The organism is Rhizobium sp. T1470, from assembly GCF_042140505.1.
Taxonomy (GTDB): domain Bacteria; phylum Pseudomonadota; class Alphaproteobacteria; order Rhizobiales; family Rhizobiaceae; genus Rhizobium; species Rhizobium favelukesii.
In genome coordinates, this window is the sequence record NZ_CP148091.1 from 2526071 (window position 1) to 2549895 (window position 23825).

The 23825-nt window shown below is 60.2% G+C and carries 25 protein-coding genes; 13 read left to right on the top strand and 12 right to left on the bottom strand.

The genetic code is table 11. The features are described 5' to 3' along the window. The first annotated feature begins 28 nt into the window (after positions 1-28). On the top strand, positions 29-904 hold the full coding sequence (locus WGT02_RS12755) for a hypothetical protein (RefSeq protein ID WP_208250298.1): 876 nt from the start codon (positions 29-31) through the stop codon (positions 902-904). A 154-nt stretch (positions 905-1058) separates the two neighbouring features. On the opposite strand, the gene WGT02_RS12760 is transcribed toward WGT02_RS12755, so the two are convergent. After that, positions 1059-2432, bottom strand: coding sequence for a class II 3-deoxy-7-phosphoheptulonate synthase (locus WGT02_RS12760; RefSeq protein ID WP_024312798.1), 1374 nt, complete (start codon positions 2430-2432; stop codon positions 1059-1061). A gap of 289 nt (positions 2433-2721) precedes the next feature. Between WGT02_RS12760 and WGT02_RS12765 the strand changes: the two genes are divergently transcribed. Further along, on the top strand, positions 2722-4050 hold the full coding sequence (locus WGT02_RS12765; RefSeq protein ID WP_208250297.1) for a TadE/TadG family type IV pilus assembly protein: 1329 nt from the start codon (positions 2722-2724) through the stop codon (positions 4048-4050). Between the two features lie 6 nt (positions 4051-4056). Here WGT02_RS12765 and gor read toward each other — a convergent pair whose 3' ends face one another. The 3 genes from gor to rpiA form a co-directional block, all read right to left on the bottom strand. After that, complete coding sequence (gene gor / locus WGT02_RS12770; RefSeq protein WP_024312800.1) at positions 4057-5442, bottom strand: glutathione-disulfide reductase; 1386 nt, start codon at positions 5440-5442, stop codon at positions 4057-4059. Between the two features lie 105 nt (positions 5443-5547). Beyond that, complete coding sequence (locus WGT02_RS12775; RefSeq protein WP_024312801.1) at positions 5548-6135, bottom strand: DUF2059 domain-containing protein; 588 nt, start codon at positions 6133-6135, stop codon at positions 5548-5550. A gap of 17 nt (positions 6136-6152) precedes the next feature. Continuing rightward, a complete protein-coding gene (gene rpiA, locus WGT02_RS12780; RefSeq protein WP_208250296.1) occupies positions 6153-6851 on the bottom strand; it encodes a ribose-5-phosphate isomerase RpiA in 699 nt (232 codons plus the stop codon). Between the two features lie 191 nt (positions 6852-7042). Between rpiA and WGT02_RS12785 the strand changes: the two genes are divergently transcribed. After that, the gene (locus WGT02_RS12785) at positions 7043-7750 is read left to right on the top strand and encodes an HAD family hydrolase (protein WP_037069758.1); all 708 of its coding nucleotides are present in this window, start codon (positions 7043-7045) and stop codon (positions 7748-7750) included. Between the two features lie 57 nt (positions 7751-7807). On the opposite strand, the gene WGT02_RS12790 is transcribed toward WGT02_RS12785, so the two are convergent. After that, positions 7808-9682: a murein L,D-transpeptidase gene (locus tag WGT02_RS12790; protein WP_024312804.1), complete on the bottom strand. Its 1875-nt coding sequence runs from the start codon at positions 9680-9682 to the stop codon at positions 7808-7810. A 399-nt stretch (positions 9683-10081) separates the two neighbouring features. Here WGT02_RS12790 and fumC point away from each other — a divergent pair, with 399 nt between their 5' ends. Next, positions 10082-11473, top strand: a complete 1392-nt coding sequence (fumC, locus tag WGT02_RS12795) for a class II fumarate hydratase (RefSeq protein WP_024312805.1) — start codon at positions 10082-10084, stop codon at positions 11471-11473. A gap of 160 nt (positions 11474-11633) precedes the next feature. Next, positions 11634-13241 (top strand): fumarate hydratase, encoded by a 1608-nt coding sequence (locus WGT02_RS12800; RefSeq protein WP_208250294.1) that lies wholly within the window; start codon positions 11634-11636, stop codon positions 13239-13241. Positions 13242-13247: 6 nt separating this feature from the next. On the opposite strand, the gene WGT02_RS12805 is transcribed toward WGT02_RS12800, so the two are convergent. After that, on the bottom strand, positions 13248-13463 hold the full coding sequence (locus WGT02_RS12805) for a hypothetical protein (protein WP_208250292.1): 216 nt from the start codon (positions 13461-13463) through the stop codon (positions 13248-13250). A gap of 349 nt (positions 13464-13812) precedes the next feature. Here WGT02_RS12805 and WGT02_RS12810 point away from each other — a divergent pair, with 349 nt between their 5' ends. Then, positions 13813-14883 carry a GGDEF domain-containing protein gene (locus WGT02_RS12810; protein ID WP_208250291.1) on the top strand — a complete coding sequence of 357 codons (1071 nt, stop codon included), beginning with the start codon at positions 13813-13815 and terminating at the stop codon, positions 14881-14883. Positions 14884-15012: 129 nt separating this feature from the next. Here the strand turns inward: WGT02_RS12810 and WGT02_RS12815 are convergent, their stop codons facing one another. Both WGT02_RS12815 and WGT02_RS12820 read right to left on the bottom strand, forming a co-directional pair. Continuing rightward, positions 15013-15624, bottom strand: a complete 612-nt coding sequence (locus WGT02_RS12815) for a pyridoxamine 5'-phosphate oxidase family protein (protein ID WP_208250289.1) — start codon at positions 15622-15624, stop codon at positions 15013-15015. Positions 15625-15674: 50 nt separating this feature from the next. After that, complete coding sequence (locus tag WGT02_RS12820; RefSeq protein ID WP_208250287.1) at positions 15675-16628, bottom strand: alpha/beta hydrolase; 954 nt, start codon at positions 16626-16628, stop codon at positions 15675-15677. 45 nt (positions 16629-16673) lie between these two features. On the opposite strand from WGT02_RS12820, the gene WGT02_RS12825 reads away from it, so the two are divergent. Further along, positions 16674-17141: a MarR family winged helix-turn-helix transcriptional regulator gene (locus tag WGT02_RS12825; RefSeq protein ID WP_024312811.1), complete on the top strand. Its 468-nt coding sequence runs from the start codon at positions 16674-16676 to the stop codon at positions 17139-17141. A 1-nt stretch (position 17142) separates the two neighbouring features. Here the strand turns inward: WGT02_RS12825 and WGT02_RS12830 are convergent, their stop codons facing one another. Next, entirely contained in the window at positions 17143-18330 is a 1188-nt protein-coding gene (locus tag WGT02_RS12830) for a low temperature requirement protein A (RefSeq protein ID WP_024312812.1), read from the bottom strand. Positions 18331-18356: 26 nt separating this feature from the next. Beyond that, positions 18357-18731, bottom strand: coding sequence for a gamma-butyrobetaine hydroxylase-like domain-containing protein (locus tag WGT02_RS12835; protein ID WP_024312813.1), 375 nt, complete (start codon positions 18729-18731; stop codon positions 18357-18359). 134 nt (positions 18732-18865) lie between these two features. Between WGT02_RS12835 and moaA the strand changes: the two genes are divergently transcribed. Then, entirely contained in the window at positions 18866-19912 is a 1047-nt protein-coding gene (moaA, locus tag WGT02_RS12840) for a GTP 3',8-cyclase MoaA (protein WP_024312814.1), read from the top strand. 20 nt (positions 19913-19932) lie between these two features. Here the strand turns inward: moaA and WGT02_RS12845 are convergent, their stop codons facing one another. Then, complete coding sequence (locus WGT02_RS12845) at positions 19933-20703, bottom strand: SDR family oxidoreductase (protein ID WP_208250286.1); 771 nt, start codon at positions 20701-20703, stop codon at positions 19933-19935. 201 nt (positions 20704-20904) lie between these two features. Between WGT02_RS12845 and WGT02_RS12850 the strand changes: the two genes are divergently transcribed. The 4 genes from WGT02_RS12850 to WGT02_RS12865 are packed head-to-tail and all read left to right on the top strand — an operon-like array spanning position 20905 to position 23318. Further along, on the top strand, positions 20905-21813 hold the full coding sequence (locus WGT02_RS12850) for a DMT family transporter (RefSeq protein WP_024312816.1): 909 nt from the start codon (positions 20905-20907) through the stop codon (positions 21811-21813). A 7-nt stretch (positions 21814-21820) separates the two neighbouring features. Then, positions 21821-22453, top strand: coding sequence for a molybdenum cofactor guanylyltransferase MobA (mobA, locus tag WGT02_RS12855; protein ID WP_024312817.1), 633 nt, complete (start codon positions 21821-21823; stop codon positions 22451-22453). Beyond that, on the top strand, positions 22453-22968 hold the full coding sequence (gene mobB / locus WGT02_RS12860) for a molybdopterin-guanine dinucleotide biosynthesis protein B (protein WP_208250285.1): 516 nt from the start codon (positions 22453-22455) through the stop codon (positions 22966-22968). Before mobA ends, mobB begins: the two co-directional genes overlap by 1 nt. Positions 22969-22985: 17 nt before the next feature. After that, on the top strand, positions 22986-23318 hold the full coding sequence (locus WGT02_RS12865) for a hypothetical protein (protein ID WP_225039662.1): 333 nt from the start codon (positions 22986-22988) through the stop codon (positions 23316-23318). On the opposite strand, the gene WGT02_RS12870 is transcribed toward WGT02_RS12865, so the two are convergent. Beyond that, positions 23315-23491 carry a hypothetical protein gene (locus WGT02_RS12870; RefSeq protein WP_225039665.1) on the bottom strand — a complete coding sequence of 59 codons (177 nt, stop codon included), beginning with the start codon at positions 23489-23491 and terminating at the stop codon, positions 23315-23317. The genes WGT02_RS12865 and WGT02_RS12870 overlap by 4 nt on opposite strands. 34 nt (positions 23492-23525) lie before the next feature. Between WGT02_RS12870 and WGT02_RS12875 the strand changes: the two genes are divergently transcribed. Then, a complete protein-coding gene (locus WGT02_RS12875; RefSeq protein WP_375678336.1) occupies positions 23526-23774 on the top strand; it encodes a GNAT family N-acetyltransferase in 249 nt (82 codons plus the stop codon). The last annotated feature ends 51 nt before the right edge of the window (positions 23775-23825 follow it).

Consider the following 23825-nt stretch of genomic DNA (forward strand, 5'->3'; position numbering starts at 1 on the left):
GAACGAATTCTATCCGACCGCGAAGACGATGTTCACTGGCCGACTGCATACACGCGATGAAATCCTTCATCACCCCTTGTTTCTGTCGATCGAGCGTCAGATCGCGCTCCATCTTATCGGCATTCACAAACGCGCTCCTCGTCTTGCCCGCCTCGCCGCCTCGCACCAAAAGTGGCTGCTGACGCAGACGTTGTTTGCCATGCATACCGGACGCGATCGAGGCAAACCCGTTTCAGGGCTGACGGCTGGTCGCATGATGCAGGTCGCCGAGGAGTTTGATCTCGCCAGCAAAAATACGGCAGCCTCATTCCTTGCCGAACTCATCGCCTACAAATTTCTGCGGGATGCTCCTGATGAAATGCCCGATCGGCGCCTGCGTCGCCTCGAGACGACCGAGGTCAGCGAGGAAGCCATGGCCTCGTGGTTCCTGGGGCATATGGCCTGCCTTGATCAACTCGACGACGGCAATCGTGCCAGTCTAACCGCGGACGAGCCCCGGCTCTTTCATCTCGCGCAGCCGCGTGCTGCACGCGCCCTCATCCAGGAGCCGATCTGGAAGGAGCCACGGAGCAGTATCGGCCACTTCCTCTGGTCCGATGTCGGCGGCCTCGTGCTGCACGATCTGATCAGCCGCCTCCCCGACGATGCGCGGGAGCACAAGCGCGTCCTGCTAGTGGGCGTGAGTATCAGCGAACTCGCAAATGAGTTCGGCATCTCCCTCACCAATCTGAAGCGGATGTTCAAGCGCGCCGAAACGGATAACCTGCTTGGCTGGGAAAGCCCTCGCAACCGCGGTGCGCTGTGGCTTTCCCGGATATTCATCGAAGACTATTTCCACTGGCAATCCGCAAAGTTCGCCGAACTGGACAGCGCGATCCACTGGGCCGCCAGTCAGATCCGCTAGCACACCACCCAACAGTCGGCGGCCTGGGTTGGAGACGCTCGGCATCACGTCCGGCGAAGCCTTGTAGGCACGACCAACGCCCGCCCCACAGTCTGTCCTAATCCAATAAAAAAGCCCGGCGTCGGCCGGGCTCCTTTTCTTCCGTCTTGTTTGATCAGCCGTTGACGGCCATCCGCTTTTCGTCGCGGCCGCCCTTCATGCGCTCGGCCAGCAGGAAGGCAAGCTCCAGCGCCTGGTCGGCGTTGAGACGTGGGTCGCAATGCGTGTGGTAGCGATCGTGCAGATCCTCTGCTGTCACAGCACGGGCGCCGCCGGTGCATTCTGTCACATCCTTGCCGGTCATCTCGATGTGGATGCCGCCCGGATGCGAGCCCTCGGCGCGATGGATCTGGAAGAAGCTTTCGACTTCCGACAGGATCCGCTCGAACGGACGGGTCTTGTAGCTGTTGAGCGTGATCGTGTTGCCATGCATCGGATCGCAGGACCAAACGACCTTGCGGCCTTCGTGTTCGACCGCACGGATGAGGCGCGGCAGATGATCGGCGACCTTGTCGTGTCCGAAGCGGCAGATCAGCGTCAGCCGGCCCGCTTCGTTCTGCGGATTGAGGATATCGATCAGGTTCAGGAGGTCGTCCGCCTGCAGCGACGGACCGCACTTGAGGCCGATCGGGTTTTTGATGCCACGGCAATATTCGACATGCGCGTGATCAGCCTGACGGGTGCGGTCGCCGATCCAGATCATGTGACCGGAGGTCGCGTACCAGTCGCCAGACGTCGAGTCGACGCGCGTCAGCGCTTCTTCATAACCAAGCAGCAGCGCTTCATGGCTCGTGAAGAAATCCGTCTCGCGCAGGCTCGGATTGTTTTCCGAGGTGATACCAATCGCCTTCATGAAGTCCATGGTTTCGCTGATGCGGCCGGCAAGCTTGCGGTAGCGCTCGCCCTGCGGGCTATCCTTGACGAAACCGAGCATCCACTGATGCACGTTCTCGAGGTTGGCATAGCCGCCCATCGCAAAGGCGCGCAGCAGGTTCAACGTCGCCGCCGACTGGCGGTAGGCCATCGCCTGGCGCTCCGGGTTCGGAATACGCGCTTCCTCGGTGAACTCGATGCCGTTGACGATGTCGCCGCGGTAGCTCGGCAGCGAAACGCCGTTCTGCGTCTCGATCCCGGAGGAGCGTGGCTTGGCGAATTGACCGGCGATGCGGCCGACCTTGACGACTGGCAACTGCGCACCGAACGTCAATACGACGGCCATCTGCAGGAACGCGCGAAAGAAGTCGCGGATGTTGTCCGCGCCATGCTCGGCGAAGCTCTCGGCACAGTCCCCGCCCTGCAGCAGAAAACCGTTACCCTCGGCAACATTGGCAAGGTGCTTCTTGAGACGGCGCGCTTCGCCCGCAAAAACGAGCGGCGGATAGGATGCGAGCTGGGCTTCCGTTGCTGCCAATGCCGCCTGGTCCGGATAGTCCGGAACCTGCTGGATCGGTTTTTGCCGCCAACTGCTCGGAGTCCAATTCTGTGCCATCTCACTCACCTGTTCCAGCATCCGGTCCAGTCCGGATGTTCCGTCCTAAAAATGTTGGGCGGCTTATAAACCTTTAGCACCATCTTGCATAGCGGCGTTCCGCTCTTTGGCGCTACCGATTCAATCGACGAACAACGAACGATATAAAGGAATTCGGCGACGTGTTTTCAAACAGCGGGCGTGCGATTAACGATCAATATACCAAGACAGTTTGTATCTAATTTAAGCTTATACCGTAGAAACCCATCAATTCTGATGGGGCGTCATGAGGACTCCCGCTTGAACACCGATGGCATGGTGGAACCGTGGGACTGATTTCGTGCGCAGCTTGTATCGTTTCTGTACTGACCGTTCTGGCAATTTCGGCATGCTGACAGCCATCCTGATGGTGCCGCTCATCGGATCCGCAGGCGTGGCCGTCGACTTCGCGCACGCGCTTAGCCTCCGCACGCAGCTCTACGCGGCGGCCGACGCAGCAGCCGTCGGCGCGATTTCAGAGAAGTCGGCCGCAGCCGCCGCCGCAATGAAGATGACCAGCGACGGGCCGATCTCGACCGGACAGGACGACGCGCGAAACATTTTCGTTGGCCAGATGCAGGGTGAACTGACGGCAAGCCAGGTCGCCGTCAATGTCCAGGTCAGCCGCGCATCCAACAAGCTCAACTCCGCGGTTACCTTTACTGCGTCTATTCCGACGACCTTCATGCAGATCTTCGGTCGCAAGAGCGTCGACATATCAGGCACCGCAACGGCAATGTTTCAGACGGCCTCGTTCATGGATTTCTACATCCTGATCGACAATACGCCCTCGATGGGTGTCGGCGCCACGCCTGCGGACGTCGCGAAAATGGAGAGCAAGACGCCCGATACCTGCGCTTTCGCGTGCCACGTCGTGTCTGAAGCCGGCGTCGAGGATAAGAACAGCTATTATAATATCGCCCGCAACAACGACGTTGCACTCCGCGTAGACGTTGTGCGACAGGCGACCCAGAAACTGACCGAAACGGCTAGGACCGAGCGCGCCTCCGACAACCAGTTCAGAATGGGTGTCTACACCTTCGGCAAGAAGGCGGAGGACGTAAACCTGACAACGATTTCCGAGCCAATCACCGACCTTGCCAAGGTCGCAAGCTATACGAACGCCGTCACTTTGATGTCTATTCCGAGACAGGGCTATAACAACGACCAGCAAACAAGCTTCGACAACTCGCTGACGCAGATGAACAAGATCATTTCGACACCGGGCGATGGCAGCACCGAAGCCCAGCCGCAGAAGATTCTGTTCTTCGTGTCGGACGGCGTCGGCGACAGCAAGAAGTCGAACTGCACGAAACCGAAGACCGGCGAGCGCTGCCAGGAGCCGATCGACATCTCCTTCTGCAAACCGCTGAAGGATCGCGGCGTCAAGATCGCAGTGCTCTACACCACCTACCTGCCGCTGCCGAAAAACAGCTGGTACAACACCTGGATCAAGCCTTTCCAGAGCGAAATCCCGACGAAGATGCAGAGCTGCGCTTCGCCCGGTCTTTACTTCGAGGTCACGCCGACCCAGGGCATCACAGATGCCATGCAGGCGCTCTTCCTCAAGGTCATCCGTACGCCTCGCATCACAAGCTGATCGGCGTCAGACGCGGATGCCATCCCGTATGCGGTAGCTCGGTGCATACATCGTGACGAGCTCTTCCGCCGCCGTGGGATGCACAGCCATCGTCCGGTCGAAATCGTCCTTGGTGCAGCCGGCTTTGAGCGCGATGCCGAGGATCTGCGCCATTTCTCCGGCATCGTGGCCGAGGATATGCGCTCCGACGACCTTCCGACCGGACGCGTCGACAATCAGCTTCATGATCATCTTCTCGCCACGCCCTGACAGGGTCGCCTTCAGAGGACGAAACTGGGCACGGTAGACCTCGAGTTCCTTGTAGCGCTTGCCCGCCTCCTCCTCGGTCAGCCCGACAGTACCGATCTCAGGCTGCGAGAAGACTGCCGTTGCGATCGTTTCGTGATCCGGCTTGGTCGGGTTATCCTTGTACTCGGTCTCGATGAAGCACATCGCCTCGTGGATCGCCACCGGCGTCAACTGTATCCTGTCGGTGACATCGCCAAGCGCATAGATGTGCGGGACGCTGGTGCGCGAATATTCGTCGACCACCACCGCTCCGCGCTCGTCAGTCTTCACGCCGGCCGCTTCCAGGCCGAGGCCTTCGGTATTAGCGATGCGCCCAAGCGCCAGCATCACGACATCGGCCGTCAGCGTGCCGTTGTTCAGCGTCTCAACGGAAAGACGGCCGTCCTGCTTCGATACCTTCTCCAGCGTGTCGTGGCAGAGAATACGAATGCCCTTGGCGGACATCGCCTCGTGCAACCCCTGGCGAAGGTCCTGATCGAAACGAGAAAGGATCTCCGCGCCACGGTAGATCAGTGTCGTCTCGACGCCAAGGCCATGGAAAATATTAGCAAATTCCACCGCGATGTAACCGCCACCGGCAATCACGATCGACTTCGGGAGCTCGTCCAGATGGAAGGCCTCGTTGGACGATATGCAGAGTTCGTTGCCCGGCAAAGCCATGTGCGGGTTCGGCCGGCCACCGGTCGCGATCACAATCGTCCTGGCGGTCACCGTCTTGCCGGTGTTGATCAGTCGAACCGTATGGGCATCGACGAGCTCGGCCCGCGTTTCCAGAATTTCTGCGTTCGCCCCCGCAAGCCCCTTCTTGTAGAGCCCTTCCAATCGCGCAATCTCGGCGTCCTTCGCGGCAATCAGCTTCTTCCAATCGAACGAACTCTCGCCCACCGTCCAGCCGAAGCCGGCGGCATCCTCGAAGTGCTCGTGGAACTGAGCCGCGTAGACGAAAAGCTTCTTGGGTACGCAGCCACGGATCACGCATGTTCCGCCGTAGCGGTATTCCTCTGCGATCGCGACCTTCTTACCGAGCACGGCTGCAACGCGGGCGCTGCGAACACCCCCTGAGCCACCGCCAATGACAAAGAGATCGTAGTCGTAGGACGTCATGAGAAACTCCAGAATCGGCTGGTGAGGTGAAAGTGATATAGTATCGACCGCCGCAAAAACAAAAGCCCGGACGATGCCGGGCTTTTGATCTTTATTGACGCCAGTTTACGGCTTCGGCTTTGCGACCGGCGTAGCGGCTTTCGGCGCGGCCGTTGCGGCCGGGTTGGCCGGATCGGCGGCCGGCGGCGGCGCCTTGATGACCTTGCTGAGCTCGGTGCTCGCCTGCTTCTGCAGATCGCGAGAAATGCCCTGCGCCCAGATGTCGGCGGCCTTCACGGTTTCGCGCGATGCGATCGGGCCATCCTTCAGCAGCTTCTTGCCAACCGGCGAGTTGTAGAACTCGGCGATCGCGTTGAGTTCCTCGACGGAGAATGCCTTGGCATAGGTCAACGCGGCTTCCTTCTCGAGGTCGGCGCGGCGCGGAGCAAGGGCCAAGGCCTGCTTGTCGACCTCAGCGGTGATCGCATCCTGGTAGTTCGGCGAATCCTGGATGAGATCGGCCTTCAGGCGTTCAGCCAAGCCAGGCAGGATGTTGTCGAACTGCGCAGTGGCGCCAATCGCGTCGATGGCAGCGCGGGCTGCCTTCAACTGCTCCGGAGAGGCTTCCTGAGCGTGTGCGGCAGAGCCAAATGCGACGCCCGAGAGAATAACGGTCGCAGCAGCAAAACGGCCAAGACCTGCAAATTTAATCATAAGTTTCAATGCTCCTGTTACCTGTTCGCCCGCAGCGTGCGCGCACCTGCTGGACCTGCAATGATCGCAAGCGCCGCCATTTTGAGAAAGAGCCCGTGTTCAACGACCCCGGGTATTGAATTCAGACCGTTTGAAAGCGCCTCTGCATCAGGAATGCGGCCAAAAGATGCATCGATGATGTAGTGGCCGCCGTCCGTCATGAAGTCTTCGCCACCGCCTTGGCGCAGCGTCAGGCTGCCGCCCAACCCCAATTTCGAAGCCTTCTTTTCGATTGCCATGCGCGTGGAGACAAGCCCGAACGGATTGATTTCGATCGGCAGCGCGAAGGCGCCCAGTGTCGCCACCAGTTTGCTCTCGTCGGCAATGACGATCATGCGCTGCGATGCCGCAGCAACGATCTTCTCGCGCAGCAGTGCGCCACCGCCCCCCTTGATGAGCGTCAGGTCGGAATCGACCTCGTCTGCGCCATCGATTGTCAGATCGAGTTCGGGCAGTTCATCGAGTGACTTCAGCGGAACGCCAAGCTCGAGGCAAAGCCTCGCGGTGCGTTCAGAGGTTGGCACTCCTTCCACCTTGAAACCGGTGGCAACCTTTTCCGCGAGCAGGCGCACGAACTCTTCGGCAGTGCTCCCGGTTCCGATTCCAAGCCGCATGCCGTATTCGACATGAGCGAGTGCCGCCTCGGCGGCTTTGATCTTCATTTCGCGGGCATCCATGCGCCGCTCACTCCGATTATTGCGTTGGATGTGCTGTTTACACGGCTCGCTTGCCAAACGAAAGCCAAAATAGCGTAATGATTTTCGAAAAGCCGTGAGCATTTACAACTGGTCGCGTTTGCCGCGAAACGTTGCTTTTCCCGTCCTCATCACCTACTGCCGAATGACACCATTTCTGAAAGGCGGAATCCTTGACCCCTGCCCTCGTTGTATTCGATCTCGATGGAACGCTGCTCGATACTCACGCCGATCTCGTGCAAAGCCTGAACTATACGATCGCCGCGATCGGTTTGGCACCAGTCGGCTACGACGACCTCACGCATCTCGTCGGACAAGGCGCCAAGGTGATGATCGAGCGGGCCTGCAACCTTCGGGGACATCGGCTATCACAGGAGCAGATCCCGGCCCTGCTCGACCGCTTCATCACACACTATACCGACAACATGCCCGGACATACGCTCCCTTACCCGGGCCTTGTCGAGGCAATGGATCAGTTGAAGAGCGCCGGCTACACGCTTGCCGTTTGCACCAACAAGCTCGAAGGTCTGGCGCGCGGCCTCATCGGGAAGCTTGAACTCACTCACTATTTCAACACCATTACCGGCGGCGATACCTTCACGATCAGGAAACCGGACGCCCAGCATCTTCTCGGAACCATTGAACGCGCCGGCGGCGACGTCCGCAGGACCATCATGGTCGGCGACAGCGTCAACGACATTCTTGTTGCTCGAAATGCGGGGGTGCCTTCGATCGCCGTGCCGTTCGGCTATTCCGACGTCCCCGTCGAGACTCTCGCGCCGACCCGCGTCATCACCCATTTCAAGGAGCTGACGCCTGCGCTCGTTGATGAACTGATCGGGGATTTTGCTTCCGCGGAGCCGGCCGCGGCAGCAGGCTGACGCAAAAGCAAAAGGCGGCTCGCCGGCCGCCTTTGTCGTGTTATCTGCTCGGCGCGGTCAGATCTGCGCGTCGCGTGCCTTCGTCGTGGCCTCGAAGGCCTTCTGCACATAGGCGTCGCGGCCATATACGTCGTCGAAATACTGCACGACGCCATCCTTGTTCGGCCAGGCCGTGAAGTAAGCTACGTAAACCGGTATCTTCTGCGGAACCTGCAAGGCGTGGTTCTTGCCTGTGGCGATTTCCTTGCCGATCTGGTCCACCGAAGTGTTCAAGACGGCTGCCGCCATCGCACGCGGCTCAGCAAGGCGCACGCAACCATGGCTGAGGGCACGCATGTCGCGCTTGAAGAAGCTCTTCGAGGGCGTGTCATGCATGTAGATCGCATGCGCGTTCGGGAACAGGATCTTGAGTTCGCCAAGGGCGTTGTCGTCGCTCGGCGGCTGGCGCACCGAGACGTTGGTCGTAGACCCGTACCAGTCGACGCTGGACGACGCCACGGCGCGGCCGCCAACCGTTACTTCATAGCCCATCCGATCCAAATAGCTTGGGTCGGAGCGCAGGCGCGGCAACATCTCGTTGATGATGATCGACTGCGGCACGCCCCAGAACGGGTTGAACTCGACCGTCTCAATCTGGTCCTGGAAGAAGAAGGTCTGGTGCGACGGCTGACCGACGACGACACGCATCGACAACTGTTCCTTGTTGTCGTTGTGGTAATAGACCATGTAGGCTGGCTGGTTGATGAAAACGTAACGCGAGCCGAGGTCAGCCGGCAGCCAGCGCGCTTGCTCCATGGCAACGATCAACTTATCGACCTTCGAAGCGTTGCTGTCGCCGCCGGTCATGGCGCGGACCGTGGCCTGGCCGATGACACCGTCCGGCTTCAGGCCATGTTCCTGTTGGAAACCTTCGACGAGTGCAACGATCTCCGGCGAATAGTCGGTGCTACCTGTATATGCGGCGAGCGTCGCTGCATGTTCGCCCTTGAGGGCGGCCGAACCGCGCTTGTCGATCGCCTTCACGATATTCGGGATTTCGGAAGAGTTATCGCCCGGACGAAGCAGGCCGCTCAGGGCAATATCGATGCGGTCGTCGCTTGCGCCTTCGGCGCGCAGCTTCGCCAACTCATCCTCGAGCGCAACAAACTGCGGCCCATCGGGCGTCCGGCTTCTGAGATAGGCTGCCGTATCCGGGCTCATGCGGGCGAGCTTCAGCACCGGCGCGAGGTTCACATCCTTACGCTTGAAATCATGATAGCCGGAGAGCTTGTTCGGATCGATGCGTCCGCGCACGGTATCCTGCACATAGGCGAGCACCTTGGCAGAAAGCTCCAGTTCGAACTGCGTCAGGGCGCGGTCGCGGATCGCTGGATCCGGATTGGTCGGATCCTCGGTCGGCACCGGGACCGCATAGTCGGCCGCGTCGAGACCAACCGACGCCGCGTCTGCCAATACGGCCATCGCGGCCTTGGCGCGATCATTCACATCCGTTCCGGTGAGCCAAACCAGCGGGTTCTTCACGTCACCATAATAGGCCTCTAGCGCCTTGGCGACGTCGACGGGTGCGCGCACCTTTGCCTCGATGAGGAAGCGGCGCTGAACCGACGGCATCGTCTCGGTCACCGCCGACGCGTCGGCGACTGCCCCTGTGACAACAGGATCGGTGAACTTGCCGGTATCGACGAAGCGCATCGCATCGGGCTGGTAGGTATAGTAGCGCGGGCTTGACACCTTCGGCAGCGGCGCGTCCGGAGCCGACTGAAGGAACGAAGGAACCGATGACCTCGGATTGACAATCGTGCTCTGCGTCCGCGCGCGATCCCCGCGGATCATATCCATCAACGTGTAGGCATGCGCGGGCGCGACACCCATCGCAGCTATACCGCAGGAAAGCGCGAGTGCGGAAACCGCACCTCTCAGAAGGAATGTCATACTTTTATCCAGTCCCAGTGTCATGCTGTCTTCAAATCGCGGGCGAGACCCGCCTCAGAACTCGTTTCATCCTGCGCGAGCGTCACATGGCAGAAAGCAGGCGCCGCCGCCAGCCTCGGCCAACTCAACCTACAGTAACGCGACGAACGCTTGCGTTGATCCGCAGTTCACACAAAATTATGAAATTATTGGTTAATTTTTTACTTTATTTTCGCGTTAAGACACAGTGGTCAAAAAGCCGCTGAAAGATAAAAATTCAGCCGTGTCTAAAAGATCACTGATCCTGCCAAATAATATGAATTGCCCATTCATGTTTTCATTTCTGGACGGTTTTCTTCGGCCGGTTTCGGCCCTATAAGACCGCATCTCTGAGAGGCACCGCGACAGAAAGGCATGGCCATGACCTCCACCCGCACCGAAGCAGATACGTTCGGCCCGATCGAAGTGCAAAATGACCGATATTGGGGTGCGCAGGCGCAGCGCTCGCTCGGCAATTTCAAGATCGGTTGGGAAAAGCAGCCGCTTTCGATCGTTCGCGCCCTCGGCATCGTCAAGCAGGCAGCGGCCCGCACAAACATGGCGCTCGGCCAGCTCGAGCCGGCGATCGGCAACCCCATCGTTGATGCGGCGCAGGAAGTCATCGACGGGAAGCTCAACGACCATTTCCCTCTGGTCGTCTGGCAGACAGGTTCCGGCACGCAGTCGAACATGAATGCCAACGAGGTGATCTCCAATCGCGCGATCGAATTGCTGGGCGGCGTGATGGGCTCGAAGAAGCCGGTGCATCCGAACGATCACGTCAATATGAGCCAGTCGTCGAACGATACTTATCCGACGGCGATGCATATCGCCTGCGCAGAGCAGATCGTGCGCCACCTATTGCCGAGCCTGAAGCACCTTCATGCCGCCCTCGACATGAAGGTTACCGAGTTCAGTCACATCATCAAGATCGGCCGCACGCACACGCAGGATGCGACGCCGCTGACGCTTGGCCAGGAGTTTTCGGGATATGCCGCGCAGGTCGGCTCCGCCATCAAGCGTATCGAAATGACGCTCCCCGGCCTTTGCGAACTGGCCCAGGGCGGTACTGCGGTCGGTACGGGCCTCAATGCGCCGGTCGGCTTTGCCGAGAAGGTCGCCGACGAGATTGCGCAGATCACCGGCCTGCCTTTCGTCACCGCCCCGAACAAGTTCGAAGCGCTCGCCGCCCATGACTCGATGGTCTTCAGCCACGGCGCCATCAATGCGGCCGCCGCCGCTCTCTTCAAGATCGCCAATGACATCCGCCTCTTGGGCTCCGGCCCGCGCGCCGGCCTCGGCGAACTCGCGTTGCCGGAAAACGAGCCCGGCTCCTCCATCATGCCGGGCAAAGTCAACCCGACGCAGTGCGAAGCGCTAACACAGGTCTGCATTCACATCTTCGGCAACAACGCGGCGCTGACCTTCGCCGACAGCCAGGGTCACTTCGAGCTCAACGTCTACAATCCGATGATGGCCTACAATTTCCTCCAGTCGGTACAGCTGCTCGGTGACGCCGCCGTCTCCTTCACCGACAATTGCGTCGTCGGCATCGAGGCGCGCGAGGACAACATCAAGGCCGGCCTCGACCGGTCGCTGATGCTGGTCACGGCGCTCGCCCCGAAGATCGGCTATGACAATGCCGCCAAGATCGCCAAGACCGCACACAAGAACGGTACGACGCTGAAGGAAGAAGCCCTGGCGAGCGGCCTCGTCACTGTTGAGGAATACGACACGATCGTCCGTCCCGAAACGATGATCGGCCCGAAGTAAATCCGGCGAAGAGCCTGATCGAAGTCGCAGACACCGCCGCCCTCGCGGCGGTGTTTTCACGGGCTTTCATGACTAAAACAAACAAGTTTTAGAATTATTGCAATTGCGAAGATGCCCGAATAGACCATCTGCGATTTCGGTCCGCATGAAAGGCCCTTCGATGGCTGACGATCTTTTCCCCCTCAGCAAAGACTCCACCCAATACCGCAAGATCAGCAGCGACTACGTCTCTGTCGACAGCTTCAAGGGACAGGACATCCTGACCGTCGAGCCGGAAGGCATTCGCCTGCTGGCCGAAACGGCATTCGCCGACATCAACCATCTCCTGCGGCCCGGCCATCTGAAGCAACTCGCCTCGATCCTCGAGGATCCGGAAGCCACCGACAACGACCGCTTCGTCGCCTACGATCTGCTGAAGAATGCCAACATCGCAGCCGGCGGCGTGCTGCCGATGTGTCAGGATACCGGTACGGCGATCATCATGGCCAAGAAAGGCCGCCGCGTCTGGACCGAAGGTGAGGACTATTCGGCTCTCGCCAAAGGCGTGATGGACGCCTACGAAAAGAAGAACCTGCGCTACTCGCAGCTCGCGCCTGTCAAGATGTTCGAAGAAAAGAACACCAAGAACAATCTGCCGGCGCAGATCGATATCTACGAGGAGGGAACCGACGCCTATGACTTCCTGTTCGTCGCCAAGGGTGGCGGTTCGGCCAACAAGACCTTCCTCTACCAGGGCACCCCGTCGCTCTTGACGCATGACCGCATGATCGACTTCCTTAAGGAGAAGATCCTTACGTTAGGTACGGCAGCCTGTCCCCCCTACCATCTTGCGATCGTCATCGGTGGCACCTCCGCCGAGATGAACATGAAGACTGTCAAGCTCGCCTCGACGCGCTATCTCGACGATCTGCCGACCGAAGGCTCTGAAAGCGGCCACGCCTTCCGCGATATCGAGATGGAGAGGGAAATCCACAAGCTGACGCAGCAGATGGGCATCGGCGCTCAGTTCGGCGGCAAGTATTTCTGTCATGACGTACGCGTCATCCGCCTGCCGCGCCACGGCGCCTCGCTGCCGATCGGCCTCGGCGTCTCCTGTTCCGCCGACCGTCAGGCGAAGGGCAAGATCACCCGCGAGGGCATCTTCATCGAGCAGCTGGAGACGGATCCGTCGAAATATATGCCCGAGATCGACCAGTCGAACCTGTCGGAATCGATGGTCCGCATCGACCTCAACCAGCCGATGTCCGGCATTCTCGCCGAGCTCAGCAAGCATCCGGTCAAGACCCGTCTCTCGCTCACGGGAACGATTATCGTCGCACGCGACCTCGCCCACGCCAAGATCCGCGAGCGGCTGGAAAAGGGCGAAGGCATGCCCGACTACATGAAGAACCATCCGGTCTATTACGCCGGTCCGGCCAAGACCCCGGCAGGCTATGCCTCCGGCTCCTTCGGCCCGACCACGGCCGGCCGCATGGATTCCTATGTCGACCAGTTCCAGTCTTTCGGCGGATCGATGGTGATGCTTGCTAAGGGCAACCGCTCCCGCGCCGTGCGCGAAGCCTGCAAGAAGCACGGTGGCTTCTACCTCGGCTCCATCGGCGGACCGGCCGCGCGGCTGGCGCAGGACTGCATCAAGAAGGTCGACGTCCTGGAATATCCGGAGCTCGGCATGGAGGCCGTCTGGAAAATCGAGGTTGAAGACTTCCCGGCTTTTATCGTCACCGACGACAAGGGCAACGACTTCTTCCAGGAATTCAACCTCGGCTGATCGGCCTCAATTCGTCGCTGCGGTCGCCCGATGGTCGACCGCAGCGCTATCGATCTCGCTCTTGGAGCCCGCAATGCTGAGTACATCCTCTGCCCTCACACTGGCGAGGACGGCGCTGCGCAAGACCCCATCGAAGGAGCCGTCCTGCTGGTTCAGCGCGACAGACCCAGCGACAACGACGGCGACGAGCACGATGGGTGAAGTGTCACAAGACGTTTTCATGCTCTCTGGCCTTCCAGCGGAGCCCCGCGGCTCGCTGGGAAGGGACGTGCGCCACTTCGGCGACGCACAACAGCGCGACCAATCGACGCCGACTGTCAACAATTTAGAGACGATCGAAAGCAACCAAAACGGCCGGTGGGATTTTTTATTTCGCGTTACTCGCGCATAAGGCGCAACAATTGTTACGTCGATGCAAATTCTCAGATAAAATCAATGCGATAAGCAAGTATGGAGAAGATCGGACAAATCTCGTATGTAATCATTGGTATATCCCCCCTTAATCATTTCCCAATATTTGTAGGATAACCAATTAAAGACTGCATTTGACATTCAATTGAGGAGTAGTCGCATGACGACGGCCGCAGCGCCAACGAGGGCGCAGGTTCCCGACGTGGCAGGTCAGATCACGTTCGCCATGCGCTCCATGGGCGTTGCGCCGATCCCTCGCAATTACGAACTCTTCTACGAAGCCTACATCGGCTCCAACCCGGCGCTGACTCGCGACCTCGCGGCGCTCGGCAGTCAGGCGACGCAGGGCGAATTGGATGCCCTCGGTGCACAATACTTTGCGCACAGCCCTGCCCGCGTGTTCGACGACGCGCACGGTCGCATCGCCGCCGAGCTCGAGACACTGTTGCGCGTCCTTCGCCAGGAGCAAATATCGCTGGAGAGCTACAACAAGCTTCTCGGCGAAACCTACAAGCGGATCAGCTCGAAGAACCATACAAGCGTGGAGCTTATCGAAAACGCCCTCACCCTGCTTACCGAGGCAACCGGCGACACCATGGCGCACGGCGAACGCACGGTCGAGAACGTCGTTCAGCGTTCGCAGGAAATGGATCAGGTCCGCAAGGAACTCGACGAGTATAAGCGCATTGCCAATACTGACTCGTTGACGCGCCTGTCGAACCGACGTGCCTTCGACGACCGCCTGTCGGCCGTCTTCAACAATCCGGCAATGCGTCCAGTTACCGCGCTCGTGCTTGCTGACATCGACAACTTCAAGAAGATCAACGACACCTATGGTCATCCGGTGGGTGACAAGATCCTTGCGACTGTCGCCTCGGTCATCCGAGCCAATGTACGCCGCGACGTTTTCGTCGCCCGCACCGGCGGCGAGGAGTTCGCCTTGATCATCGAGGGCAACACTTCCGAGGAAGTGATGGGAACGGCCGAACGCATCCGCCGCACATTGGAAACGACACCCTTCACGAACTCGCGCACGAGGGTCAACTACGGACCCGTCACCGTATCGGTCGGCGTCTGCATGGCAACCTACGCCGAGGACGCCGGCGAGCTTTATCACAAGGCCGACGTGGCGCTTTACGGCGCCAAGAATTCCGGCCGCAACTGCAGCGTCCTCTTCGAAGACGGTATGCAGAAAGACTTCACAAAAAGCTGGCTGATCTACAAGGCATAAATCTTAGCCGATACCGTCCCGGCCTGCCCGTTGCCGTCGATGAGCTGCGATCGTCACGACACCTGTCGCTATCGCAAGCAACAGCCATCGATAGCCTGCGTGCGAGCCTATTCGGAAGAACGACTGAATTTACCACATCGTCTTGGCCGCGCGTTGCGGCCATTCGCGATCATAGGTTTCGTAGTCGAAATCCCCGGTCGCCGCATTCAGCATCAACCCCGGTGTCGGCAGGCTCTTCGGATCGACGAAGGTTTCCGGGTTCCATAGCTCGGAACGGATCAGCGCACGAGCACACTGGAAATAAACCTCGTCGATCGTGATGACGATCACCGTCCGCGGATATTTTCCGTCCATCTCGAAGCTGGAAAGGACCGCCTCGTCATTGGTCACGACGCCGCGCCCGTTGATGCGCATCGTTGTGTTCGATCCGGGAATGAGGAACATCAGCGCCAGGCGCGGGTCGCGGACGATGTTGGAGAGCGAATCGACGCGGTTGTTGCCGCGCCAGTCCGGCAGGTGCAGCGTCCTGTCGTCGATGATGCGCACAACCCCGCCAATATCGCCGCGCGGCGAACAGTCGAGCCCTTCGGGTCCCACGGTCGCCAGCGCCACGAAGGGCGATGCCTCGATCATTTCGCGATACAGCGGCGTCAGACAATCCGTCACCTTGGCCACGGATGCCTGCGTCAACCCGCCAGCGTAGATCGCCGCGAGTTCTTCCACCGTTTCGACGATTTTCATGGTTGTCCTGCCCGCGTTGTCGTGGCGGCCTTTAGCTGCCTAGCGTGACGTTACAATGACATACGCCTGGCGGGAAGATCGAAAAGCGGAATGATCTCAGCAGCTTTGTCCGCATCGCCCTCAGCGAGAAAACCGGTGATTGCATCCAGAACCGGCCGCGCCCCGACGATCCGGCGATGCCCGAACCCATTGGCCCAATAGAGCCGCACATGATCGCTTGCCGCCGCGTAACGCCGCGCGTGGTTGGCGTTCACTTCCTTATCGTCTTCGGCATGCACGATCAGCACCGGGCGCCGGATCGCGTCGGCGGCCCTGCTCGCGTCGAATTCCTCCAATCGCCGGCCGGTGACCCGGAACACCTCGGTCTCAAGCACCTGTTGCGCCGACCGTCCAAGGCCGATCATCTTTCCGAAATCCTTGAAGAGCCAGTGCATCTCGCTCGGCGAGCCGATCAGCGCGAGCTTCTCCGGGAGCACGGCAGTAACACCGGGCAGCATCCCTGCCGCCGCCACCATCAGTGCAGCGCCGCCGAAGGAGTGGCCGATTGCAACGTCGAACGCCCCGAATCGACGCTCAGCTGCCGCGATTGCCTTCACCGCCATGCCCATGTGGAGAACCCGCCCTGCCGCGCGGCCATGGCCGGGAAAGTCGACTGCGATCACCTCCGCGCCGGTTGCCGCCAGCGTCTCCGCGAGATCGCCCATATACGCGCCGCTCGATCCCCAGCCGTGCGTCACAAGATACCGGGGGCGGCGCCCCAAAGCGCCGCCGTTCAGCCGATAGGCATGCGCCCGTCCGCCGCCGGTAAGACGAAGCGTGAACCGCTCCGCTCCGGCGAGCTTTTCCGCGCCCGCTGCATGTGCTGCTTTAGCCTTCTCGCCCTTGGGCTTCGTGGAGGGCGTTACGCAAAACAGACGGAATGCCGCCTTTCCGGCGATGCGCGGCGAAACCGACTGCAACAGCGAAAATCCGAGGCGGGTGACCTTCAGCGCAAAGTTTGTCATAGTGGGAATCCAACAATGTTCAACACTGAACAATAAAGTACAACGATGAACAAAAATCAATCCCTACCCTGGGATCATCCGCGTTTTCGCAGCTGGATCGCTGTCGCCCGCGCTTGCCAGCTCATGCAGCAGTCGCTCGGCCGCTCGCTCACCGAACTCGATATCAAGACCCCGCATCTCGATATTCTCATCAATCTCTACCGCTTCGAAGGTATCTCGCAGCAGGAACTCGCGCGCAAACTGCTGGTCGGCCGCTCGAACATGAGCATGCTCCTGCCGCAGATGGAAAAGCGCGGGCTGATCGAACGGCGTAGCGACGAGAAGGACAAGCGCGTGCTTCGGCTCTTTTTGACGCCGGAAGGCCGCGATGTCACGCAAAAGGCCATGGTTATTCAGACCGATCTCATCGAGCGCGTGCTGTCACCCGAACCGATCGAACAATGCATGGCGATGGCCGATTCGATGGAACGGATCATCCGTGTCCTACAGCAGGACTTGGTCTACGAAGACTGATTCAGTGAACGGTGTGGCCGACTGCCCCCCCTGCAAGGGATTTATATTCCCATGCGGCCACGATGATCAGCACCAGCGTCGCAAGGATACCGGCAAGGTAGAGCTCGATGAACGGTGCGATGAAGGCAAGCAGGATCAGCAGCACGAGGCCCCCAAGGTGCGACAGCGGCAAGCGCGCGCTGGTCGCTCCCTTGAACCAGAGATTGCCGGCAAGGAACAGTCCGGAGCCACCGAGCACCGACGCTATTACGCCAAGATTGCCGGTCTCGTGCGGGTGCGAGAACATGAACTCGACTGCGACGGCATGGACAATGATCCCTGCCAGGATTGGAATATGCGCATAGGTGAACGCCTGCCGCGCCACGCCTCCCGGCTTTTCGTCGTGCTCGATGCGATGCGCCGCCCGCTCGTGGCCGAAACGGAAGTAGAGCCACCACATCGCCACCGTGCCGACGAATCCGGTCCCGAAGACGACCGCGGTCAACGTTGAAAATGGCATTTCAGAAAATGTCCGCCCCGAAACCAGCACCGCCTCGCCGAGGCAGATGATGACGAAAAGCGCGCAACGCTCGGCCATGTGGGCGCCTGACACGTCCCAGTCTAAAGTGGTCGATTTGCCAAGTCCCGGCACGGCAAAGCCGCTCGCCGGACCGGCATATTCGATGGCAATTGCAATAAGCCATGCGATCATCCGCGCGTCATGCTGCAGCAGGCCGCCGGCGATCCAAAACACGCCGGAAAAAATTAGCCAGCTACTGATGCGGACGAAGTTCTGGTACTTGGAGGCGTCCGACTTGACCGCATAGGCCGCGAAAAGAGATCGACCGACCTGCATGAGCACGTAAGCGCCGGCAAAGAGCAGCCCCTTATCGCCGAAAGCCTCCGGGATAGACGCGGAAAGAACGAGGCCAAGCAACATCAGCACGACGAGCATGCCCCGAACCGGCATCTTGTCGGGATCGAGCCAATTGGTCACCCAGGCGGTGAATATCCACACCCACCAGACCGCAAACGTCATCAGGCCGGCCTCAAGAGCGCCGATCGGCGTATAATGGGCCGCCAGGGCGTGCGAGAGCTGCGAGATCGAGAAGACGAAAACGAGATCGAAGAACAGTTCGAGAAAGGTCACCCTACTTTCACTCGGGCTGCCCTTGGCGCGCAGCCAGTTTCGTTTGCTCGTTCCCGCCATGCACTCCCCCTTGTGGCCGTTGTCGTTCAGCGTGGCTTCTCTGACGTGTCGCGGTTCATGCCCTTGTCGCGCAGCTCTTCTTCATAGGCAGCAAACAGCTCTTCGCCATGCTCGCCAAGTTCGCGCAGATAGGTCCAGGTATAGATGCCGGTATCGTGCATATCGTCGAAGCCGATGCGCACCGCATAGTTGCCGGTCGGTGTCAGAGAGATGATTGCGACATTCCGCTTGCCAGGCACCGTCACCCTCTGTCCCGGCCCGTGCCCCTGCACCTCCGCGGATGGAGAAAGCACACGCGCCATCTCGGCGGAAAGATCGAAGCTCTGCCCGTCGTTGAACGTGACAACGAGGTGCTGCCGGTCTTTCGAAACTCTGAGTTCAGTCGGCCAGATATCGCTCATGATCCCATTCCCCTTCAAAATCACGAGTAGGCAATGCAGCGTGGCGAGGCAAGTTCAATTTGCCGTGCCCAAGAAGCGTTTCCCTTGACGCGGCAATAGCCTATACGCACATTAGTAGCATTGCGGAGGCATTCGTGAACAGCAACGTCGGAACGACAGGCAGCGCATCGCCACTGGTCGCAGAGGCAAAACCGATGATCGACCCGTTCAAGCGGGCCGTGACTTATCTGCGCGTGTCCGTCACCGACCGCTGCGATTTCCGCTGCACCTATTGCATGGCCGAACACATGACCTTCCTGCCGAAGCAGGAGCTTTTGACGCTCGAGGAACTCCATCGGCTCTGTTCCGTCTTCATCGCGAAAGGTGTGCGCAAGCTGCGGCTCACCGGCGGCGAACCGCTGGTGCGCAAGAACATCATGTATCTGGTGCGCGAACTCGGCAAGCAGATCGGCTCCGGCCTCGACGAGCTGACGCTGACCACCAACGGCTCGCAGCTCTCCCGCTTCGCCGACGAGCTCTATGATTGCGGCGTGCGCCGCATCAATGTTTCCCTCGATACGCTTGATCCCGACAAGTTCCGCCAGATCACCCGCTGGGGCGACTTCCACAAGGTGATGGAAGGCATCGATGCGGCACAGAAAGCCGGCCTCAAGGTCAAGCTCAATGCGGTGGCGCTCAAGGACTTCAACGACGTCGAAATGCCCGAGATGATCCGCTTCGCGCATGGTCGCGGCATGGATCTGACCGTCATCGAAACCATGCCGATGGGCGAAATCGAGGAAGACCGCACCGATCGCTACCTGCCGCTGTCGAAGCTGCGCGCCGATCTCGAACGCCAGTTCACCTTCTCCGAGATCGGCTACCGCACCGGCGGCCCGGCCCGCTATGTCGAAGTCAGGGAGACCGGCGGCCGGCTGGGCTTCATCACGCCGATGACGCATAACTTCTGCGAAAGCTGCAATCGCGTGCGGCTGACCTGCACCGGCACGCTCTATATGTGCCTCGGACAGAACGACGCCGCCGATCTGCGCGCTGCCGTGCGCGCCACACCAGACGACGGGTTGCTCTATGCCGCGATCGACGAGGCGATCTCGCGCAAGCCGAAAGGCCACGACTTCATCATCGACCGCACCCATAATCGACCCGCCGTTGCCCGCCACATGAGCGTCACCGGCGGGTGACGCTCGCCGGATCGTGCAAACTACGTCCGGTTGATCGATACCCCGCCATCCGCCAGCATGGCTGTTCCCGTGACGAAGCTCGCCATATCGGATCCGAGGAAGAGCGCCGCCTTGGCGATCTCCTCTGGCTGCGCCAGGCGTTTCAGCGCATGCAGGCCGTGGATGAAGGCCACGAGTTCGCTATCGGGATTCTCGAAATTGGCCGGATTCATCGCGGTATCAGTGCCGCCGGGCAACAGCGCGTTGACGCGGATGTTCTTCGGACCGAGCTCCGCCGCGAGCACCTGCACAAGACCGGTCAGTCCCGCCTTACTGGCTGCATAGGCACCCATGCCGGGCATCCCCGCCGTATGGCCGACGAACGTCGAGGTAAAGACGATCGATCCGCCGCCGCGCTCGATCATCGCCGGCACCTGGTATTTCGCCGCAAGGAAGGCACTCGTCAGGTTGACCGCAATCATCTCATTCCAGGCACCGAGCGACAGTTCGGCCACGGGTGTGGATTCGCCCGCGCTGCCGGCATTGTTAAAGGCGACGTCTAGACCGCCGAAGCGTTGCAACGCCACCTCGACCAGCCGCCGGTTCAAAGCCTCCTCGCGCACGTTGCCCGCGACCGCGACCGCCTCGCCGCCTGCATCCCCGATCTCTTCCACCAGCATGCCCAGTTCGGCCTCGCGCCGCGCCGCCACGACCAGCAGCGCACCTTCCGCGGCGAAGAGCTTGGCCGCTGCCCGGCCGATACCGGAACTCGCGCCTGTTATGATCGCAACCTTGCCATCCAAATATCTCATATCGGAACCTCCGCTTGTTGTTGCCGGTATTCCAAATCTCAGAGATTGGGGCTGGCAGCCACCCGTTTCCTGCAGTGTCGGCACGCATCGCCTGCATTATTGTGCACTGCGCAATCGAATTATGTCAGGTGTGGCTTTCCTTCGATTCCCATCCCGCCTGGCACCCTCTAAAAGGACGTGTACGAGAATCGGAATATCGACATGCCGCGGTCCCGCAATACCCAGGGCGCCATCTACATGAGTTCGGCCATGGCCGGATTTTCCTGCAGCGACGCACTCTCCAAATCAGTCATCGCCTACATGAATGCCGGCCAGATCATGTGCCTGCGCGGCCTCTTCACCAGTATCTTTGTCTACGTCATCGCGCGCTACATGGGCGCATTGCGGTCGTGGCGCATGGTGCTCAAGCCGATGGTCATCGTCCGCGTCATTTGCGAGATATTGGCAGCCGTTACTTATATTACTGCGCTTGGAATGATGCCGATCGCGAATGCTTCAGCCATCCTGCAATCGCTGCCGCTGGTCGTGACCTTCGGCGCGGCGCTGTTTTTCTCGGAACCAGTCGGCTGGCGTCGCTGGTCGGCGATTCTCGTGGGGCTGTTTGGTGTACTGATCATCATTCGACCGGGACCGGACGGCTTCACGGCCGCCGCACTCCTGTGCGTCGGCAGCGTGCTCACCACGGCCGGCCGCGACCTCGCCACGCGCGGCATCGGCCCGGAGATCCCGTCGCTGATGATCACCGTGGTCACTGCCGTCTCCGTGACGATCGTCGGCGCCTTGCTGACGCCGCTGCTCGGTGGATGGCAGCCGGTTAGCGTTGCGTCGCTTTTCCATCTGTTACTCGCGGCCATTCTCGTCCTGATCGGCTATCAGTCCGTGATCATGGCGATGCGAACGGGCGAAATCTCCTTCGTGGCGCCGTTCCGCTACACGAGCCTGATCTTCTCGACATTGCTGGGCTTCGTCTTCTTTGCGGAACTCCCTGATTTCTGGACACTCACCGGTGCTGCAGTCGTCATCGCGTCCGGCCTCTACACGTTCTATCGTGAGGCCAAGCGCCATGTATCCCCGGTCGCCCAAGAGTCCGAGCCGAGAACACCTGTCTGAGGCAATTATGAACGATTTTTCGCTGGATAGATCCAATATACCGGGCGTCGTCCTGGCCGGCGGGCGCTCCTCGCGGATGGGCCGCGACAAAGCCTCCGTGCAGCTCAGCGGCCGCACCTTGCTGGAGCGTGTCGTCGAACAGCTTGAGCCGCAGGTAAGTATCCTTGCCGTCAACGCCGACGCGACGCCGGAAAATTGCCGCCACCTGTTCATTCCTGATATAGTTCCCGGCAAAGCGGGACCGATGGCCGGCATCCATGCCGCGATGGCCTATGGCGCGACGCTCGGAGGTGTTACGCACGTGGTCACGGTATCGGTAGACAGTCCATTCTTTCCCCGCGACCTAGTCGACTGGCTCGCCGCCGCCATCGATGGGCCCGAGAAAATTGCCATCGCGGCCTCGGAAGGCCGCAGTCATCCGGTGTTTGGCTTGTGGCCCCTCAAGCTTGCCGATGATCTGGAAGCCTGGATCGCCACGGACGAAAAACGCCGCGTGCGGGACTTCCTCTTACGGCATGACGTTACGGAAGTTGCCTTTCCGCTGCGCCCGACGCGCGCGAGCCTTCTCGATCCGTTTTTCAACGTCAACACGCCCGACGATCTCGCCGAGGCGGAACGCTGGCTGAGGGTGCTGGTCTGATGGAAAACCCGAAAGTCTTTGGCATCGCAGGCTGGAAGAACTCGGGCAAGACCGGCCTGGCCGTCCGCCTCGTCGAGGAGTTTACCCGCCGCGGCTACAGCGTTTCGACGATCAAGCACGCCCATCATGATTTCGACATCGACAAGGTCGGTGCCGATAGCTACCGCCACCGGCAGGCCGGCGCCCACGAAGTCACTATCGTTTCCGGCACGCGTTTCGCCATCATGCACGAGTTGCGCGGTGCCCCCGAGCCAACATTCGAAGAGATCCTTGGCCGGATTGCGCCCTGCGACCTCGTATTGATCGAGGGCTACAAGCGCGAACCGATCCCAAAGATTGAGGCCCGGCGGCTGGAAGCAGCCAACCAGGAGCCTCTCGCGCCGACAGATCCCTTCATCGCCGCCATTGCGGCCGATCACCCGGTTGCCGAAGCCTTTCTGCCGGTCTTCAATCTCGATGATACGCAGGCGATCGCAGATTTCATTTCGGGAATGGTGGAACTACCTGCAAAGTAGCTTGTTGCGAGGGAGCCATGAACCACTACGGCACCGAAAAACAGCAGCGACTGCAGCGTCAGTCCGACGAGGCACAGGCGAGGATTGCGGCCACACCCGGCCTCGTGCAAGCGGGTCGGTTCTTCTCGTTCGACGATTTCGACCGCATCGACTGGGCCTTTGTCGATGAGCGCCTCGCCAAAGACGGTGTCTTCGGCTTTCGCATGATGCCGACGACGCGCATCGAAGACATCCGTTGGAAGCTCGGATCGTCCTACCGGGTTGACGTGTGGACCGTCTGTAGGGCGACCGCACGACGGCAGTCGCCGCTTGCACCCCGATCCGGGCGGCCGGCCTACCCGACAGGCTAACCTGCCTCGACGTTTTGGCCCGTCCCGAAGACGAGACGGTTCGGCGCATTCAGCTCTGCATGGCGCACAATGGCATCGCGCCGTTCTCCACCGACATGCTGCTTGGCAAGATCGTGCCGGCTGTGACGGTCGCCGTCGCAGGCGAGGACGGCGATATCGTCGCCACGGCTCACGCGAATCTGCCCTTCAATACCTACAGCAGCTATCGTGGCGTCGCCTTGGGTCGGCTTGACAACGGTCACAGCAGATCAGCGTGGAAAAGGGCTCGGCCGGCTTGTCAACGGTCTGGCAATTATGGCCGCATTCGAAAAGCTGGGCGCAGACGAAGTGGTTGAGTTCGTGCACGCCGACAATAGGGCTTCGCGCCGCATGATTGAGGCCTGCGGCCTGCGGCTCGATCCGACAATACTTTGCGGCCTCGCAACACCGATCGTTGACGCCCGCTTTACGACCTAGAGCTTCGCTACCCACGGCAAAGGGTGTGGCGTGCAAAAAAGCCGCCGGTCT